The sequence below is a fragment of the Aeromonas sp. 603079 genome (genome assembly GCF_049172135.1).
GTDB lineage: Bacteria > Pseudomonadota > Gammaproteobacteria > Enterobacterales > Aeromonadaceae > Aeromonas > Aeromonas veronii.
On sequence record NZ_JAAKPX010000021.1, the window covers coordinates 1 to 18,725 of the forward strand.

The window sequence follows — 18,725 nt, forward strand, 5'->3', positions numbered from 1 at the left end:
CAGAGGCAGAGGCAGAGGCAGAGGCAGAGGCAGAGGCAGAGGCAGAGGCAGAGGCAGAGGCAGAGGCAGAGGCAGAGAATGATTCCATAGTCACAGGCTTATGGGTATTGCTTGATACCCGCGATGGCGCCTCTGTTCACCCCTTAAACCTGATCAGCTGTTCCACGAGCCATAGCAACACTGATGCAATGGCAGGCAAAGCAACCGCCTATCCCCTTAGAGCGCGAATAAAGCATAATCGCATTACAGACGGGGCCTAGGTCAATCCTGGTGAGCCCCTCCCCTTAATCCTCTTCGAATACCCAGTAACAACTGTTGTGGTTGCGATGGAACTGGAGGCGATTCACTGGGGATGATTACTCCCCCTGAATCGCACGCATAAAAAAACCGGCGCCTTGGCGCCGGTTTTTGCTCACTACGTCTCGATTACAGAGAAGCGGTGAAGGTACGGGTGATGACGTCTTGCTGTTGCTCTTTGGTCAAAGAGTTGAAGCGAACGGCATAACCGGATACGCGGATGGTCAACTGCGGATATTTCTCCGGGTTTTCCATGGCGTCCAGCAGCATTTCACGGTTCATCACGTTAACGTTCAGGTGCTGACCACCCTCTACGTTGGATTCGTGGTGGAAGTAACCGTCCATCAGGCCAGCCAGGTTGGCTTTCTGGGCTTCCATATCTTTACCCAGTGCGTTCGGAACGATGGAGAAGGTATAGGAGATACCATCTTTAGCGTAAGCGAACGGCAGCTTGGCTACGGAAGTCAGGGAAGCAACAGCACCTTTCTGGTCACGACCGTGCATCGGGTTTGCACCCGGACCGAACGGAGCACCAGCACGACGGCCATCCGGGGTGTTACCGGTCTTCTTGCCATATACCACGTTGGAGGTGATGGTCAGAACAGACTGGGTAGCAACAGCACCACGGTAGGTGTTCAGCTTCTGAATCTTCTTCATGAAGCGCTCAACCAGGTCACAGGCGATATCATCGACGCGAGCGTCGTTGTTACCGAACTGCGGGTATTCGCCTTCGATTTCGAAGTCGATGGCAACGCCATCTTCGTCACGAATCGGCTTGACCTTGGCGTACTTGATGGCAGACAGGGAGTCAGCGGCTACGGACAGACCAGCGATACCACACGCCATGGTGCGATATACGTCACGGTCGTGCAGCGCCATCAGAGAGGCTTCGTAGCTGTACTTGTCGTGCATGTAGTGGATGATGTTCAGCGCAGCAACGTATTGCTTGGCCAGCCAATCCATGAAGTGGTCCAGACGATCCATTACGTCGTTATAGTCGAGGTACTCGGACTTGACCATCTCGGTTTTCGGACCGACCTGGATCTTGAGCTTCTCGTCCATACCACCGTTGATTGCATACAGCATGGTCTTGGCCAGGTTGGCACGAGCACCGAAGAACTGCATCTGCTTACCAACGATCATCGGGGATACACAGCAAGCGATGGCGTAGTCATCGTTGTTGAAATCCGGACGCATCAGATCGTCGTTCTCGTACTGAACGGAAGAGGTCTCGATGGATACCTTGGCACAGTACTTCTTGAAACCGACCGGCAGCTTCTCGGACCACAGGATGGTCAGGTTCGGCTCAGGGGACGGGCCCATGGTGTACAGGGTGTTCAGCATACGGAAGCTGTTCTTGGTGACCAGAGTACGGCCATCAACGCCCATACCAGCCAGGGTCTCGGTCGCCCACATCGGGTCGCCGGAGAACAGTGAATCGTATTCCGGAGTACGCAGGAAGCGAACCATACGCAGCTTCATGACCATGTGGTCCATCAGCTCCTGGGCTTCTTGCTCGGTGATCAGGCCTTTCTGCAGGTCACGCTCGATGTAGATATCCAGGAAGCTGGAGGTACGACCGAAGGACATGGCTGCACCGTTCTGGGACTTGACTGCCGCCAGGTAGGCGAAGTAGGTCCACTGTACGGCTTCTTTAGCGTTCTTGGCCGGTACGGAGATATCGCAACCGTACTTGGCAGCCATCACCTTCATCTGTGCCAAGGCACGGTGCTGTTCGGAGATCTCTTCGCGCAGACGGATGGTGGCTTCCAGGTTGACGCCGTTTTCCAGGTCAGCTTGCAGGGACTTGAACTGGGCCAGTTTGTCGGCCATCAGGAAGTCAACACCGTACAGGGCAACACGACGGTAGTCACCGATGATACGGCCACGGCCGTAGGCATCCGGCAGACCGGTGATAACACCAGACTTACGGCAGTTCAGGATGTCTTTGGTGTAAACGTCAAACACGCCCTGGTTGTGAGTCTTGCGGTACTCGGTGAAGATCTTCTCGACCATCGGGTCCAGTTGACGACCGTACACTTCGCAAGAAGTTTTAACCATCTTGATACCGCCGTTGGCGATGATGGCGCGCTTCAGCGGCTTGTCAGTCTGCAGACCAACGATCTGCTCCAGGCTCTGATCGATATAACCGGCATCGTGTGCGGTAATGGTGGAGGGCAGGTCAGTATCAAAATCGACCGGCGCATGAGTGCGGTTTTCGATTTTGATCCCTTCCATGACCTTGTCCCACAGCTTGGTGGTCGCTTCGGTCGCGCCAGCCAGGAAGGACTCGTCACCTTCATACGGGGTGTAGTTCTTCTGGATGAAGTCACGGGTGTTGACAGAGGTCTGCCATTCACCGGCCGCGAAGCCTTCCCATGCTTTTTGGAACTGTTCGTTAAGTTCTGCCATTTTTCATTACCTCACACGGTATTGATGTAGTATCCCGCAATCATCCTTAATGATGACGACGGAAGATAAACCAGTAAGTCAGACCAACCATCACGCCACCACCGATGATATTGCCGATGGTCACGGGGATGAGGTTGTGTAGGACGAAGTTGGATACGGTCAGGTCAGCAAAGGTTGCCGGATCCTGGCCGATGGCCTGCCAAAATTCCGGACTAGCCACGCTGTGGATAGCGATACCAACCGGAATCATAAACATGTTTGCGATGCTGTGCTCGAAACCTGAGGCAACGAACATGGCAACCGGCAGCAGCATAACCACTACCTTGTCAGTCGCGCTGCGGGCACCAAAGGCCATCCAGGCAGCAAGACATACCATCAGGTTACAGAGGATACCGAGCGCCACCGCTTCGAAGAAGGTGTGGTGAATTTTGTGTTGGGCCACTTTGAGGGCGTTAAGGCCCCACTGACCGTCTGCTGCCGTGTACTCGGCAGAAACGATGATCAGCGCCACCATCAGCAGACCGCCAATCAGATTACCGAAGTAGACCAGACCCCAATTCTTGAGCAGCTGAGCCCAGCTGATGCGATTGGCAGCCTTGGCCACCAGCGTCAGGGTGGTGGAGGTGAACAGCTCGGCACCGAGCAGCACACAGAGAATAAGTCCGAGAGAGAAGCAGAGACCGCCCACCAACTTGGCCATACCCCAAGGCATGGAGCCGGTTCCGGTCGTCACTGTGATGTAGAAGATAAATGCGATGGCGATGAAAGCGCCTGCGGTAATGGCCAGTGGAATGACCTTGTATGCCGGCTTGGTAGCCTTGGCATAGGTGATGTCTTCAGCCAGTGCAGCGATGGCTTCGGGCTTGAGACAATCGAATGGAGATTCAGCTTTCAATTATTTTCTACCTGAATGTTTTGCCTGTTGAAATCATAACAAAGGGCCTAATAGCCAAAATTGACATTGATCAAGTTTATCAGAGTGCGAATGTAATTTTACTACAAATATTTTAGTGCGATGGCTACGCCACTTTACACCATGTATCAGCTGAAACAGAAATATCACATTTTTAATGCAATGATTTTAAAGAATTTATTTCCAATCATGGAAATGTGGCATTGGCAAGATATCTTTGCAGATCAACAGCACATCCCCTGCCCTGCAATCAATCCCCTTAGGGGTATTTTTTGTTTTTTATTTCATCTTTGAATAACAATCCCGTGCCTTGCCGCACGATAAACAGAAGGGGCCACTCGGCCCCTTCCTTTACAGCAACGATCACGCCCAGTGATGGGCTCGCTTGGCCTTTTGCAGCTTCTCGTAAGCCGCCAGCAGCTTCTGGTGCAGCGGGAACTGGGAGAGCGACAGGTCGGCCGCCTCCAGACCGTGGAAGCGTGCTTCGCCAGTGGCGTTGGCCCATGCCTGTGCCAGCGTCTCTTCGCCATACATGCGAGTGAAGACGGCGCGATACTGCTCCGGATCCCGCTCCTCGTCGAGGAACAACTCGACGCAGGCACGCAGGGCGCGGTAGTAGCTGGCACGCTCGGCAGTGAACACTGACTGGTTGAACTCCATGGTCCAGTCGATGAGATCCAGTGCGGTCTCCAGCTCACCGGCGGCCAGCGCCAGCATGGCTTTCAGCTCGCCAACGCGCAGGGTGTGCAGCGCGGTCCCCTTGGCAGCGGCGATGCCCAGCAGCTCGCGTACACGGGTGCGCTCGTCGTGCCCCTCTTCATTCAGTTGATCAAACAACGCCATGTACTGCTCGGCATCCCAATCCAGTGATGGCAGCGCCAGGATCACTTCGCGCAGGTTGGCGCCCATGTTGTTGTTGGCCAGCAGCAGATCTTCGGCCGGATAGATGTCGGACATGCCCGGCACCAGAATGCGGCAGGCGTAGACCCCCAGATGCTCGTAGTCGGCGATATAGACCGGCTGTTCCAGCTCATGGAAGATGCCGATCAGGTGATCAAACTCCTCCTGCGAGGTGCCACGAAAATCCCAGTCAGCAAACTCGAAGTCCGCATCCTGCTTGAACAGGTCCCAGCTGATAAGGCCCGAGGAATCGATGAAGTGGGTCTCGAGGTTGTGGTGATCCGCTACCTGCTCGTTGTCGAATGACGGCGGCACGAACACGTCGAGATCCTTGAGACCGCGGCCCTGCAGCAGCTCGGTGACGGTCCGCTCGAAGGCCACTTCGAAGCGCGGGTGGGCGCCGAAGGAGGCAAAGCAGGTACCGTTGCTCGGGTTGAGCAGCACCACACAGATGACCGGATAGCGGCCACCGAGGGAAGCATCGAAGCTGTAAATGGGGAAGCCTTCCGCTTCGAGCGCCGCGATGGAGGCGGCAATCCCCGGATAACGGGCAATCACCTCGTCCGGGATCAGCGGCAAGCTGATGGCCTCGGCGATGATCTTGTTCTTCACGTGGCGCTCGAACACCTCGGAGAGCGCTTGAGTGCGCGCTTCGGTCTTGGTGTTGCCAGCGCTCATGCCGTTGGAGACATAGAGGTTGCCGATGATGTTCATCGGGATGTAGACGGTCTCGTGATCGGACTGACGCTCGAACGGCAGCGCGACGATACCGCGCTCTTCGTTGTTTGACTGCAGATCCACCAGCATGTCGGCGGTCACTTCACCGTCCGGGTTGTAGAACTTGCGGGTGAAGCTGTCGAGCAGACCGGCCGGGAACTGGTCACCCTCGATGGGGAACCACTTTTCGTTCGGGTAGTGAACGAAATCGCCGTTGGCGACCTGCTCGCCCAGATAGAAGTCGGCGAAGAAGTAGTTGGTGGAGAGACGCTCGAAATATTCGCCAAGGGCAGACGCGAGGGCCGCCTTCTTGCTGGCCCCCTTGCCGTTGGTAAAGCAGAGGGAGCACTCCTTGTCCCGGATGTGCACCGACCAGACGTTCGGCACGGGGTTGAGCCAGGAGGCCTCTTCAATATCAAAGCCCAGAGCTTGCAGCTTGGTCTGGAAGCGTTCGATGGAGTCTTCCAGCGCCGCGTCCTTGCCGGGAATAAAAGTGTGGTCAGTCATCACGATATCCTGATTTTTATTGGCTCATGTTCGGCCGCAGATAATAGCAGGGGTCGGCGGCTTTGGCAGGACAAAAATCAGTAAACAAGGATGAGTCGCACGGTGAGAAACCGGCTTGCCCCCTCTCCCCCGCCACAAACAGCGTGGGCCCGGGGATTGCCCGGGCCCCCTGGTTACGCGACGCGATAAACCGTCAGAGCTGCTTGCCCTGGCTCGCAATCAACTGGCTGTACCAGTGGAAGCTCGCCTTCTTGATCCGGCGAAGGGAGCCCCCCTGCTCGTCACGCTCCACATAGACGAAGCCGTAACGCTTCTGGTAGCCGTTGAGCCAGCTCAGGATGTCGGTGAACGACCAGGCGCAGTAGCCGAGCAATTCCACGCCATCCTGCATCGCCTCCTGGCACGCCTTGACGTGGCTGCGCAGGTAATCGATGCGGTACTCATCGTTCACCTTGTCGCCCGCCTCCAGCTTGTCGAACTCGCCAAGACCGTTCTCGGTGATCATCAGCGGCAGACCATAGCGGGAAGAGAGACGACGCAGGGCGATGCGCATCCCGGTCGGGTCGATGGCCCAATCCCAGTTGCTGGTCTCAAGGTGCGGATTGGGCGCCGTCTTGTAGAGGCCCGGGATGCCGCTGGACGGGGTAGTGCCCTTCTTGCCGGTGGTGTTGATCCGCTGCAGGGTCTGACCGCCCAAGGGGTTATCGGTGTAGGTCAGGGTGTAGTAGTAGTTGACGCCGATGTAGTCGGGCGTCCCCTCGCGCAGCAACTCCATATCGCCCGGCAGGATCTCGGGCGCCTCGCCGTTTTCTCGCAAGTAAGCGAGCGCCGCCTGCGGATAGCGGCCAAAGCAATAGGCATCCAGCCACCAGAGGTTGTTGAACTCCTCGGCGTTCTCGTAGGCCAGCATATCTTTCGGATCGCACGACGCCGGATAGGCTGGGGAGTAGGCAAAGCTCGGGCCAATCAAGCCATTCGGCACATGCTGGCGAAACGCCTTGATCACCCGGGCATTGGCCAGAAAGGCGATATGGTTGGCGGCAAAGAAGCGCTTGCGATCCTGCACTGCGGGCGGATGGGTGCCGAGCTGATAGGCATTGGTCAGGTTGTAGTTCTGCTCGTTGAGGGACACCCAATACTTCACCTTGCCGGCAAAGCGCTGATAGAGGGTCACGCAGTAGCGCTCGAAATCCTCGATAATGCGTCGGTCTTCCCAGCCGCCGTACTCATCCTGCAGCGCCTGCGGCAGATCCCAGTGATAAAGGGTCAGCACCGGTTCGATCTGGTGGGCCAAGAGGGTGTCGATCAGCTTCTCGTAGAAGGCCAGCCCCGCCTCGTTCACCTCCCCCCGACCGGTGGGATAGATGCGCGGCCAGCTCACCGAGAAGCGGTAAGCCTTGAGCCCCATCTCGGCCATCAGCGCCACGTCCTCTTCCATGCGGTGGTAGTGATCCACCGCCACATCGCCGTTGCTCCCCTCAAAGGTCTTGCCCGGCAGCTTGGTGAAGAGATCCCACACCGAGGGCCCCTTGCCATCGGCATTCCAGCCCCCCTCCACCTGATAGGCGGCGGAGGCTGCGCCCCACAGAAAATCGCTCGGGAAGTCTTTGAACTTGTGGTGATGCATCTGGTGTTGCTCCTTCTGCGCTGATGGTGTCAGCCATCTCTGATAACTCGGTGCCCCCGTGCCGGGGTACCCGAAATGAATTGGCATAAGCATCCATCACTTCTAAAATTCCGTCCAATGACAAATTTGACCACTCAACATTCCCAACAGGAATGAAAGGAGCCCTGATGGAGCTACGGGATCTGAAAGCCTTCGTCACTCTGGGGGAGGTGCTGCACTTCGGCCAAGCGGCGGTACGTCAGCATGTTACCCAGTCGGCCCTGAGCAAACAGATAAGGCGGCTGGAGGAGGAGCTGGGCGGCGAGCTGTTCGAGCGCAACGCCAGTACCACTCGCCTCACCGGACTGGGCAGGGCGCTGTATGAAAATGCCCGCGCTGTGGTCATCCAGAGCGAGCAGCTCTCGCGCACCGCCCGCGACGTGCTGGCGGGTAATGTCGGCACCCTGCGCATCGGCTTTGGCGTAGCCACCAAGATCCTGGTGCCCGCCGCCATCGCCCGCTTTCGCGCCGAGCGACCGCAGGTGACTATCGAGCTCAACGATCTCTCCACCCACCACCAGTTGCTGGCGCTCAGTGAAGGCAAGCTGGACCTCGGTTTTTGCCGCCTGCCCGCCCCCAAGGGGTGGCACGCCCTGCCGGTGGTCGAAGCCCACTTTGTCGCCGTGCTGCCCGCCAGCTACCGCGATGTGAGGGAGTTGGCGGATCTGGTGGACAAACCGCTGGCGATCCTGCGTCGTGACAAGGCCCCGTCCTTTTACGATCACCTGATGAACTATCTGGCCCAGAGCGGGCTGCGTTTTCGCGATATCCAGTACGTCAACGACTTCGCCGCTGGCGTCGCCACCGCGGCGGCAGAGATCGCCTGGACCCTGGTCCCCTCCTCCACCACCATAGAGCACCCGGATGTACTCACCCTGTCCCTTAGAGATGGGGAAGCCTGCTGGACCATTGGCCTTATCCGTCCGCCCCACAGCAAGGGGCCCTTGATCGATGCCTTCTGGGCAACCATCGCCGATATGGCGCCAAGATAGACACGCCGTTGGCAAACAGCAGATGGCGGCCGCGCATCAACGATAGCGTTCGACGATACGCGCCAACTCGCCGCTTTGTCGCAGCTGTTGCAGGGCATGGTTGAACTCGGTTATCCGGGTATTGAAGCGGGAGTGCTTGCCGATGCAGAGATTGAACGGGGTAGAGGCAAGCTGCAGCGGCACCTCGACCACCTGCCCGGACAATCCCAGCTGGTTGAGTTTGAAACGAGCCACCAGTGGGTCGGTCACCATCAGATCCCCCCGACCCGCCGCCAGCATTTTGAAGACATTATCAACATTGATGGTGTGATGAACGGTGAAGCCCGCCAGGTTCTCCTTGCCCCAGCCGTTACCGAAATAGTCGAGAAAGGTAAGCGATTTGAAGTCGCTCAAGCGGCTGGCTCGCTGAAACTCCGCCATGCGGGGATGGGCGCGCTGGGTAAAAATGGTTAGCACTGTGGTGGTAACCGGCTCTTCCACAATCAGGGTATAGCTGCGCCGCTCCCGGGTGGCGATGGTGACAAAACCATCGGCCTGCGCCATCCGCACCATTTTTTGCGCCCGTTGCCACGGATAACCTTCATGGCGCACCCGCAGCCCCATGCGCGCTGCCACCCGCTCCATCACGTCGATCATCAGCCCGCGCATCTTGCCCTGTTCGTCACGCCACGAATATGGGGCAAAGTCGTCAAAGTAGACCAGCTTCAACTCGGCCGCTGGCGCCGCCCAGACACTCTGCCACATCAGCAATCCCCAAAGGATTGCGATCCTCATACCAACACCCATGGCCGCGACTCCATCCACTCCTGCCACCTCTGAGCCTAGTGCAAAGCGGGCTGCGGCAAGGATCAGGATCCAGTGGAAAAAGTGGCCAACGAAAAAAGAGAGAGGAAGCTGTGGCTTCCCCTCTCTCGTTCGTTTTTCAGCACACCACCTTACCGATGGCGGTCTCGGCTTGCCGGTTACGCCAGCTCGGCCCGCAGCGCCTTGGTGGCATCGACCATCACCTTGAGGGCGGCTTCTGTCTCTTCCCAGCCGCGGGTCTTGAGGCCGCAATCCGGGTTGACCCAGAGCCGCTCGGCCGGGATCTGTTTGGCCGCCTTGCGCAGCAACCCCTCAATCCAGCTCTGGCTCGGCACGTTCGGCGAGTGGATGTCGTAGACGCCCGGGCCAATCTCGTTGGGGTAGTTGAAGCGCTCGAACGCTTCGAGCAGCTGCATCTGGCTGCGGCTGGTCTCTATGGTGATCACGTCCGCATCCAGCGCCGCCACCGCCTCGATGATGAGGTTGAAGTCGCTGTAGCACATGTGGGTGTGGATCTGGGTGCGGTCCGCCACCGGGCTTGCGCTCAGACGGAAGGCCCGCACTGCCCAGTCGAGATAGGCCTGATGATCCTGCTTGCGCAGGGGCAAACCTTCGCGGATCGCCGGTTCGTCGATCTGGATGATCTTGATGCCGTCGGATTCCAGATCTGCCACCTCGTCACGAATGGCCAGCCCGATTTGCAGGGCAGATTGCTCGCGGCTCACGTCTTCCCGCGGGAAGGACCAGCAGAGGATGGTCACAGGGCCAGTCAGCATCCCCTTCACCGGCTTGTCGGTCAGGCTCTGGGCAAATCGGGTCCATTCGAGCGTCATGGGGGTCGGGCGGTCGATGTCACGGGTGATCACCGGCGGCTTGACGCAGCGGGAGCCATAGCTCTGTACCCAACCGAAGCGGGTGATGGCAAAGCCATCCAGCAGCTCACCAAAATACTCCACCATGTCATTGCGCTCGGCCTCGCCATGAACCAGCACGTCCAACCCGATGGCCTCCTGACGCGCGATGGCATCGCGGATCTCGGCCTTAATGCCCGCCTCGTAGGCGCTGTCATCGATGCGACCAGCGCGCCAATCCTGCCGCAACCCCCGGATCTGGGAGGTCTGCGGGAAGGAGCCGATGGTGGTGGTGGGCAGCAGCGGCAGCTTGAGATCCGAGCGCTGCAGCTCGGCCCTGACCGGATAGGGACTGTGGCGATCAAAATCGCTGTTGGTGAGGCTGGCCAGACGGGACTGCACTGCACGCTTGTGCACCCGGCTGTCAGACTCCCGATCCACGATGGGCTGGCTATAGGCGGTGATCTTGTCGAGCTCGCCCCCATCCAGATACTCTCTGAGCAGTCCCAGCTCGAAACATTTTTGCAAGGCGAAGGCGAACCAGCTGCGGGTCTGGGGATCCAGCTCCTGCTCCAGAGTCAAATCCACCGGGCTGTGCAGCAATGAGCAGGAGGAGGCCACCCAGAGCCGCTCGCCGAGTTTGGCTTTCAGTGCCTTCAGAGTCGGCGCCAGCTTGGCCAGATTGGCACGCCAGACGTTGCGGCCGTTGATCACCCCGGCGGAGATGACCCACTGGGCGGGCAGATGCGGCACCAGGGTCTCCAGCTGTTCGGGGGCGGCCACCAGATCCAGATGCAGGCCATCTACCTTGAGGCTGGTGATGATGTCGCGCTGATGAGCCACCGAACCGAAATAGGTGGTGAGCAGCAGCTTGCAGGGGCCCGCGAGGCGCTCGTAGGCGTTGAGGTAGGCCAGCCGCCACTCGTCCGGCAAGTCCAGCGTCAGCGCAGGTTCATCGATCTGTACCCACTCCACTCCCTGGGCGGCCAACTTGGCCAGGATTTCCTGATAGACGATGAGCAGGCGATCGAGCAGTTCAAGGCGGGAGAAGCCGCTCTCTTTCTCCTTGCCGAGCCACAGATAAGAGACCGGTCCCAGCAGCACCGCCTTGACCGGCAGCCCCAGCGCTTTGGCCTCTTCCACCTCGTCAAACAGCTGGCTCCAGCCCAGCTTGAAGCGCTGATCACGGCTGAACTCCGGCACCAGATAGTGATAGTTGGTGTTGAACCATTTGGTCATCTCGGCGGCGGCCGCCGCCGGGCCGGTCGGCGCACGGCCGCGGGCCACCCGGAACAGGGTGTCGAGATCGGTCTCGCCATGGCGGTGACGGGCAGGCACTGCATCCACCAGCAGACTGGTGCCGAGCACCTGATCGTACCAGGCAAAGTCGCCCACCGGCAGCAGATTGACCCCGGCTCCGTGCTGGGCCTGCCAGTGGCGCTCACGCAGCGTCTTGCCCACGGCAACGAGTTCGGCCTGAGTGGTCTCGCCACGCCAGTAGGATTCGAGGGCAAATTTCAGCTCACGCTTGGCGCCGATACGGGGGAAGCCCAGGGTGTGTGCTCGTGTCATAGGTTCATTTCCTTATGCTCATTCATCTGATGGGGAACTGGATGATTTAGCCATCCAGATGTTTACACATCCAAAATGACAAGATAAGGTGACGCTGGCTATTGAATCCTCTTCAAGTGGCTCTCAAATAATCCTCAACTGACCGCCGGTAAGGTTCACCGCGAGGATACAGAGGCCGATTTTTACAGGTGCAAAAGGTGGCGGAGTCAAGAAACGCAGCAGGGTAACCGCCGGCCGCAACCTCAGCGCCATACGCAATCTCACAAGGAGCCATCTTATGGCAGTGCCAAGCAATGCAGGGATAGAGATCAAACACTTGAAAACATTGACCGCGCTGGCCGAGCAGGGCTCGCTGGCCGGTGCGGCGCTGACCCTCAACCTCACCCAGTCCGCCCTCTCCCACCAGCTCAAAGAGCTGGAGACCCGCCTCAATCTGGAGCTCTACCTGCGCAAAAGCCGCCCGCTGGTGCTGACCGCGGCAGGCGGCCAGCTGCTCGCCCTCGCCCGTCAGGTACTGCCCGCTCTGGCCCAGACCGAGAAACAGTTGCAAGCCCTGCAGAGCGGCGATGCGGGCAGGCTGCATCTGGCGCTCGATTGCCACAGCTGCATCCAGTGGCTGCTGCCGCTGTTGCCCGATTTTCGCCGCCAGTGGCCTGGGGTGGATCTGGAGGTGGAGTCGGTGCCGGGCTTTGATGCCATCAATGCCCTGCTAGGCGGCCAGCTCGACCTGCTGCTCACCTCGGACGTGCAGGCCCGCGGCGATCTCCACTTCGAGCCGCTGTTTGCTTTTGATCTGACTCTGGTGATGGCACCGGATCATCCCCTCTGCCACCGGAGCCGCATCGAGCCGAGCGATCTGGGGCCGGAGGTGCTGCTGGTCTATCCGGTGGAGCGCAGCCGCATGGATATCTTCAGCCGCTTTTTGCAACCCGCCGGGGTGGAGCCCGCCCGCTGCAAGCCGGTGGACAACACCTCGGTGATGCTGCAGATGGCCGCCGCCGGCCTCGGCGTCGCCGCCTTGCCACGCTGGGCCAGCGACGAGTTTGTCAGACAGGGGATGCTCTGCGCCCGCCCCCTCGGCAGCGGTATCCGTCGCCATATGTACGGCGCGGTGCGGGCCGCCGATCGGGATCAAGCCTGCCTGCAGAGCCTGTTCGAGCGCATTCGCCGCAAGATGGAGGGATAGCTCTCCTCAGCGTGGCTGACCGACCTCTGCCAGCAGTGCAGGCAACTGCACCTTGATGAAGTCGATGAGGGCCCTGACCGCCGGTGACAGACCGCGCCGCGCGGGATAGAGCATCACCAGCTTGCCATCTTTGGGACGCCACTCGGGCAGCAGTTGTTGCAGCCGCCCATCCGCCAACTCACTCACGCAGGCGTAAAGTGGCAAGCCCACCATCCCGAGCCCCGCCAGCGCCGCCTGTTTGAGGGTTTGCACATTGTCGCTGCGCAGCAGCACATTGACCACCACCTCCTCACTCTCCCCACTGTCGTGCCGCAGCCGCAGCAGATCGGCCTGACGCTCCAGCGAGCTGAAAAGTAGGGCATCCTCTCCTTCCAGCTGCCGTGGATGCGCCAGCGCATTGTGGCGCGAGAGCCACGCCGGGGTCGCCAGCACGCCCCACTGCACCGTACAGAGCGGCACCTGCACCAAGCTGGAGGGGGGCTGCTCGAAGGCCACCCCGCGGATCACCACATCCAGCCCCTCCTCCAGCAGATCCACCTGCCGGTTGCTGGCTTGCACGGCGAGCCTCACCTTGGGGTATTGCGCCATAAAAGCGGGCAGCAAGCGGGCAAGCAGCGCATCGGCAATGGTAATGGGCACGCTGATCCGCACCAGACCGCTCGGCTCCTGCTGCCGTTGCCGCACAGCCGCCTCTCCGGCCTGCGCCTCGGCCAGCATCGCCTGACAGTGGCGATAGAGCACCTCACCGGCATCGGTCAGGCTGAGCTGGCGTGAGGTACGTTGCAGCAGACGGGTATCCAGCCGCTCCTCCAGCAGCCGGATCCGGCGCGAGATCCGCGACTTGGGCACGCCAAGCGCCCGCGCAGCGGCAGTGAATCCCTGTCGCTGTACCACATGGGTGAAGAGATAGAGATCATTCAAATCAAGTTCCAGTGGTGTCATCGGGCAGCCTTGGTCAGGGTGAGGTGCATTTACATCGTTCCATTCATGGAACGATAAGAACCTATTTCACCAGATTGTCGCCATTTTTGCAGCCATCATAATGGCCCTATCCCCATCAGACGGTTGCTGCGCGGGCAATCCGCCGCACCAGCAAGGGCCGTTTGACTGTTCCGATATCACAAGGAGTTCACCATGAAACTGCGACAAATCTGCTCTGCCACCCTGCTCGGTCTGGCGACCCTGACTGCCACGCTGGCCACCACAGCGACACCGGCTATAGCTGCCGAGGCTGCCAGCCATCCGACTGTATCACCCAACCGCTATCTGGAGATGCTCTCCCGAGACAATGCGGTACTGCTGCTGGTCGACCATCAGGTCGGCTTGCTGAGCGGCGTGCGCGACACCACGGTGGGCGAGCTCAAGCACAACGTGGTGGCGCTGGCCAACGCCGCCCGCGCCCTCGGCGTGCCGGTGATCGTGACCGCGACCATGCCCGATGGCATGTGGGGCCCCACCATGCCCGAACTGACCAGTGCCCTGCCGGATGTGAAGGTGATCAACCGCACCGTCATCAACGCCTGGGACGATCCCGCCGTGCACGCCGCCATTGAGAAGACCGGCCGCAAACAGCTGATCATCGCCGGGGTATCCCTCGAGATCTGCGCCAGCTTCCCGGCCCTCTCTGCCAAGGCTGCCGGCTATGATGCCCGGGTGGTGCTCGATGCTTCCGGCACCTTCAACGAAGCCAAGCGCACCACTGGGCTGCAACGCTTGCTGGGGGCCGGTATCCCGGTCACCGACTACGCCTCTGCCGCGGTCGAGATGCTACGCAGCAACGTCGACCCCAAGGCGCACGATGTCTACAACGCCCTCGACATGCCTTTCGCCACCCTGGTGTGGCAGATGCAAGAGGGTGCCAAGAAGTCGTAACTCGCCCGCCTTCGGTCAGATGACCGAAGGCTTCTTTATGTCTTCAAGAGGTTATATCGATGACCAGACGCCTGACTCTCTCCGCCCCCGTCAAGGGCCAACCGCTGCGCATTGGCAGCGGCTTTGAAGCCAGCCATTTTGGCGAACACTTTTTCAACGGTCTGATAGACCCCGTGGTGATGGCGGATCACTTCCAGATGACCGCCCCCACCTTCGAGCCCCATCCCCACGCCGGGATCTCTGCCGTCACCTATCTGTTCGAGGATTCGACGAGCCCCCACGTCAACTACGACTCCCTCGGCAATCAGGGCCCCATCGAACCGGGGGCGCTCCACTGGCTGGCGGCCGGGCGCGGGGCCGTGCATACCGAGCAGCCGGAAGGGGCATCGCCCTATGTCCACGCCCTGCAAATCTTCGTCAACCTGCCTGCCCGTCAGAAGATGGCGTCGCCTTTTGCCATCCACGCAGCCGCTGCCACCATCCCCGAGTTTCATGACGAAGGGGTGCGAGTACGGCTGGTCGCAGGCCACAGCAACGGGATAACGGCACCACACTCGGTAGAACTGCCCCAACCCTTTACCCTGCTCGATGGCCATTGCGCGCCCGGCAACCGCTTCACCCATCTGCTGGCGGCAGGCTGGAATGCCATGATCTATCCCCTGACCGGATCGCTGACCCTGCAGGCGGAGGGAGAGCGGCACTTCATCCCGGCAGGTCACGGGATGGGTGTCAGCCTGCCTGCCGATGGCGGCGAGGCGGTGGCTCTGCAACTGGAGGCCACCGAGCGCTGCCACTTCGTGCTGCTCTCAGGCCAGGCGCTCAATGAACCCCTGGTCAAACATGGCCCCGTCGTCATGAACAGCCACGACGCCATTGCAGATCGGCTGCATGCCTATCAGCGCGGCGAATTTGGTCAGCTCAACGATGAGTGGCTGCGCAACGGCCAATATCGGCCATGAGCACGCTCGCTGGCCACCAGCCACAAAGCACGCGCTGGCCTCTGGTCTTCCTCGCCATTTTTGCCGGTGCCAGCGGCGCCCTCTGCCTTGGCAAAGTGCCCGCCGTACTCGGCATACTGCGCAACGAGCTGGGGCTGACACTGGTTGAAGCCAGCTATCTCGCCTCAGCTTTCAATACGCTGGCGATCCTCTGCAGTCTCTTTCTCGGCCTGTTGCTGACCCGCTGGAGTGGGCGGCAAACCGGGGTTGTCGGGCTTTTGGTTATCGTCACAGGCGGTGCGTTGGCGCTGCCCGCCACCGGGCTGGCCATGATGCTGCTGTCGCGCATTGTCGAGGGGATTGGCTTTTTGCTGGTCTCGGTGGCTATGCCCGCCTTTATCGTGGCGGTGACCCGGGAGGACGATAAACGGCTGGCCTTGAGCCTGTGGGCGGTCAACCTGCCTCTCGGGGCGGCGGCGGGTATGCTGCTCACCCCCTGGCTCACGGCGCAAGGTGGCTGGCGGCTGGCCTGGCTGCTCCTGATGATCCCGCAACTCTCTGCCCTGCTGCTTCTGCTCGCCAGTCGCTCAGCAGATAAACTGCGGGTCTGGGCACCCCAAAACTCGATCAACTCGGGCCACCCGCTGCGCCAGCTCACGGTGCTCCGGCAGAAGGCACTCTGGCGCTGCGGGTTGGCGTTCACGCTCTACAGCCTGATGCTCTGGGCGCTCTTTGTCTGGCTGCCAACCATGTTGCAAGGCAGCCCCGGGATTGGCCAAAGCCAGATCGCCCTGCTTTCGGCGCTGGCGGTGGTCGCCAATATTCCCGGCAACCTGATGGGGGCATGGCTGCTGCGCCGGGGCGTAGCGCGAGACCGGCTCATCAGCTGGGCACTGGGTCTGATGGCGCTGTGCGGCATGCTCGCCTTCTGGCCCGGCCTGTCGCCGTGGTGGGCCTATGGATTGTGCCTCGTCCTCTCCCTTTCGGGTGGCATGGCGCCGCCAGCGATCCTCTCGTCTGCGCAGGGAGTGAGTCAGGGGCCGGTGCAACTGGCCATCGTGCAGGGCTTTTTTGTCCAGCTCGCCAACCTCGGTCAGCTGCTGGGGCCCTTGCTGCTGGCGGCCCTGATGACGGACAGCGGCCATTGGGGGAGCGCTCGCTGGCTCTTTCTGGGCGGCTTGCTGCTGGCAATCGGACTCTATCTGTGGCGCCGCCAGCCCATTGGCGGGCAAGAGCCCAACTGACAGCTAGGCCAAGCTGCATTGATATGTGTCAGGAAGTGCCTGCGAAGTAGCTGCGTAGCGCCTCCACCACCCGCCGAACCTTCTCCGGGATCTCCCGCTGCGGCGTGATGGCGTGGATCTCCATCGGCGCCACCCGAAAACCGGGCAACAGTTCGAGCAGACGCCCCTGCGCCAGATCCTCGCCAATCTCTCCCTCCGGCTGCAGCGAGATCCCCTGCCCCGCCAGCGCAAACTGGCGCAAGGGCAACACGTTATTGCAGAGCACCTTGGCCTTGAACCTCACCCTGTGTTCGCCCCCCTTTTCATCCTGCAGCAGCAAACCGTTGCCCAGCATGTCGCCGCAGAGCCAGTCGTGGGTGGCCAGATCGGCGGGCATGCGCGGCGTCCCCTTGCGCGCCAGATAGGCGGGAGCGGCGCAGAGCAGCATCCGGGTCTGCCCCAGTTTGCGGGCCACCAGGGTCGAGTCAGGCAAGGTGCCGACCCGCAGCGCCACATCGATCCGCTCGGCAATCAGATCCCGCTTCTCGTCGTCGGCGATGATCTGGATGGTGAGGCCGGGATGGGCCTGCAACAGCGGCGAGAGGGCCAGAGCCAGCGGCTGGCCCGCCATCCCCACCGGGGCGGTGATCCGCACTTCCCCGAGCAGGGCGTCGCGCACCTCCGAGAGGCGCAGCTCGGTCTCGCTCAGGGTCTGCTGCAACGCCCGGCACCCTTGCCACACCACCTCTCCCGCCTCGGTCAGACTGAGGCGACGGGTGGAGCGATGGAGCAGGGGCAGCCCGAGCAGGCTTTCGAGCTGGCTGATATGCTGACTGACGGCAGAGGGGGTCATGCCAAGGGATTTGGCCGCCCCTGTCATGCTGCCCGCATCCACCACGGCGGCGAAGATGGCGTAACGTCTGAGCTGTTCCATTATTAAATCCAGCTTATAAGTAAATGCATTTTTGAGGTGATTATTAAATCATAAATGGCAGCGTAGGATAGCCCCATTCCAACAGTGAAGGAGAGTTCCCCATGAAGATTGCCCTGATCGGTGCCAGCGGTTTTGTCGGTTCAGCCATCCTGAACGAGGCCATCAGCCGCGGCCATCACGTCACCGCCATAGTCCGCGATGTCAGCAAGGTGGCCGCCCATCCGCAGGTCACCGCCGTGGCGGTGGATGCCCAAAACCCGCAGGCATTGGCCGAGGTGCTCAAGGGGCACGATCGGGTGATCAGCGCCTACAACCCGGGCTGGACCACACCGGATATCTACGACCAGTACCTCAAGGGCGCCAACGCGATTGTCGCAGCAGCCAAAGCGGCCAACAGCTGGCTGCTGGTAGTAGGTGGCGCCGGCAGTCTGGAGGTCGCCCCCGGCGTGCAACTGGTGGATACCCCGGAGTTTCCGGCCGAGTGGAAACAGGGGGCACTGGCGGCCCGTGACGGTCTCACCGCCCTGCGCCGTGAAACCGCTCTCGACTGGCGCTTTGTCTCTCCCCCGGTGTTCCTCGAACCGGGCGAGAAGCGCGGCGGCTATCGGATTGGTGGCGATCAGGTGCTCTTTAGCGGCGAACAGCCTGCCGGGATCACCGCCGGTGATCTGGCCGACGGCGTGCTGAACGAGGTGGAAAAACCGACTCACCTGCGCCAGCGCTTTACCCTGGGTTACTGAGAGCCAGCAGGCGGTTAAGGCCAGAATGCGCGGTCACTCGCCTGTGCTTTCGGTCAGGTGAACACCCGCTCAACCAGAAGGGAGGCATCCGCCTCCCTTCTGTTTTGGTCATTTTTGCCACTGGTAGCTTGCCTCTGGTTATCACTCTCCCCCTCATCGTTGCCCCTTTACCCCGCAATGGCTGCGCAAAAACCTTCAGCC

At 60.5% G+C, this 18,725-nt stretch carries 14 protein-coding genes; 6 read left to right on the forward strand and 8 right to left on the reverse strand.

The genetic code is table 11. From position 1 onward, the window contains the following. Nucleotides 1-426 precede the first annotated feature (426 nt). The 4 genes from pflB to G5287_RS15650 form a co-directional block, all read right to left on the reverse strand. Nucleotides 427-2,709 (reverse strand): formate C-acetyltransferase, encoded by a 2,283-nt coding sequence (gene pflB, locus G5287_RS15635; protein WP_005352571.1) that lies wholly within the window; start codon nt 2,707-2,709, stop codon nt 427-429. A gap of 46 nt (nt 2,710-2,755) precedes the next feature. After that, on the reverse strand, nt 2,756-3,604 hold the full coding sequence (focA, locus tag G5287_RS15640) for a formate transporter FocA (protein ID WP_005333620.1): 849 nt from the start codon (nt 3,602-3,604) through the stop codon (nt 2,756-2,758). A gap of 381 nt (nt 3,605-3,985) precedes the next feature. Beyond that, on the reverse strand, nt 3,986-5,746 hold the full coding sequence (gene ycaO / locus G5287_RS15645; protein ID WP_421231524.1) for a 30S ribosomal protein S12 methylthiotransferase accessory factor YcaO: 1,761 nt from the start codon (nt 5,744-5,746) through the stop codon (nt 3,986-3,988). A 193-nt stretch (nt 5,747-5,939) separates the two neighbouring features. Then, complete coding sequence (locus G5287_RS15650) at nt 5,940-7,373, reverse strand: glycoside hydrolase family 1 protein (protein ID WP_421231525.1); 1,434 nt, start codon at nt 7,371-7,373, stop codon at nt 5,940-5,942. 167 nt (nt 7,374-7,540) lie between these two features. Here G5287_RS15650 and G5287_RS15655 point away from each other — a divergent pair, with 167 nt between their 5' ends. After that, the gene (locus G5287_RS15655; protein ID WP_421231526.1) at nt 7,541-8,404 is read left to right on the forward strand and encodes a LysR substrate-binding domain-containing protein; all 864 of its coding nucleotides are present in this window, start codon (nt 7,541-7,543) and stop codon (nt 8,402-8,404) included. 36 nt (nt 8,405-8,440) lie between these two features. Here G5287_RS15655 and G5287_RS15660 read toward each other — a convergent pair whose 3' ends face one another. Next, nucleotides 8,441-9,148: a substrate-binding periplasmic protein gene (locus G5287_RS15660; protein ID WP_265062700.1), complete on the reverse strand. Its 708-nt coding sequence runs from the start codon at nt 9,146-9,148 to the stop codon at nt 8,441-8,443. A gap of 218 nt (nt 9,149-9,366) precedes the next feature. Next, nucleotides 9,367-11,631 carry a 5-methyltetrahydropteroyltriglutamate--homocysteine S-methyltransferase gene (gene metE / locus G5287_RS15665; RefSeq protein ID WP_421231527.1) on the reverse strand — a complete coding sequence of 755 codons (2,265 nt, stop codon included), beginning with the start codon at nt 11,629-11,631 and terminating at the stop codon, nt 9,367-9,369. A 277-nt stretch (nt 11,632-11,908) separates the two neighbouring features. Between metE and G5287_RS15670 the strand changes: the two genes are divergently transcribed. Then, entirely contained in the window at nt 11,909-12,817 is a 909-nt protein-coding gene (locus G5287_RS15670) for a LysR substrate-binding domain-containing protein (RefSeq protein WP_421231528.1), read from the forward strand. 6 nt (nt 12,818-12,823) lie between these two features. Here the strand turns inward: G5287_RS15670 and G5287_RS15675 are convergent, their stop codons facing one another. After that, nucleotides 12,824-13,759, reverse strand: coding sequence for a LysR substrate-binding domain-containing protein (locus G5287_RS15675; protein WP_227342681.1), 936 nt, complete (start codon nt 13,757-13,759; stop codon nt 12,824-12,826). A 192-nt stretch (nt 13,760-13,951) separates the two neighbouring features. On the opposite strand from G5287_RS15675, the gene G5287_RS15680 reads away from it, so the two are divergent. The 3 genes from G5287_RS15680 to G5287_RS15690 are packed head-to-tail and all read left to right on the forward strand — an operon-like array spanning nt 13,952 to nt 16,871. After that, nucleotides 13,952-14,689 (forward strand): isochorismatase family protein, encoded by a 738-nt coding sequence (locus tag G5287_RS15680; protein ID WP_227342679.1) that lies wholly within the window; start codon nt 13,952-13,954, stop codon nt 14,687-14,689. 59 nt (nt 14,690-14,748) lie between these two features. Next, nucleotides 14,749-15,648 (forward strand): pirin family protein, encoded by a 900-nt coding sequence (locus tag G5287_RS15685; protein WP_227342677.1) that lies wholly within the window; start codon nt 14,749-14,751, stop codon nt 15,646-15,648. Then, nucleotides 15,645-16,871, forward strand: coding sequence for a CynX/NimT family MFS transporter (locus G5287_RS15690; RefSeq protein ID WP_421231529.1), 1,227 nt, complete (start codon nt 15,645-15,647; stop codon nt 16,869-16,871). The genes G5287_RS15685 and G5287_RS15690 overlap by 4 nt, the downstream gene beginning before the upstream one ends. 28 nt (nt 16,872-16,899) lie before the next feature. Here the strand turns inward: G5287_RS15690 and G5287_RS15695 are convergent, their stop codons facing one another. Next, a complete protein-coding gene (locus G5287_RS15695; RefSeq protein WP_227342674.1) occupies nt 16,900-17,784 on the reverse strand; it encodes a LysR family transcriptional regulator in 885 nt (294 codons plus the stop codon). A 101-nt stretch (nt 17,785-17,885) separates the two neighbouring features. Here G5287_RS15695 and G5287_RS15700 point away from each other — a divergent pair, with 101 nt between their 5' ends. After that, a complete protein-coding gene (locus G5287_RS15700) occupies nt 17,886-18,524 on the forward strand; it encodes an NAD(P)-dependent oxidoreductase (RefSeq protein ID WP_227342672.1) in 639 nt (212 codons plus the stop codon). The last annotated feature ends 201 nt before the right edge of the window (nt 18,525-18,725 follow it).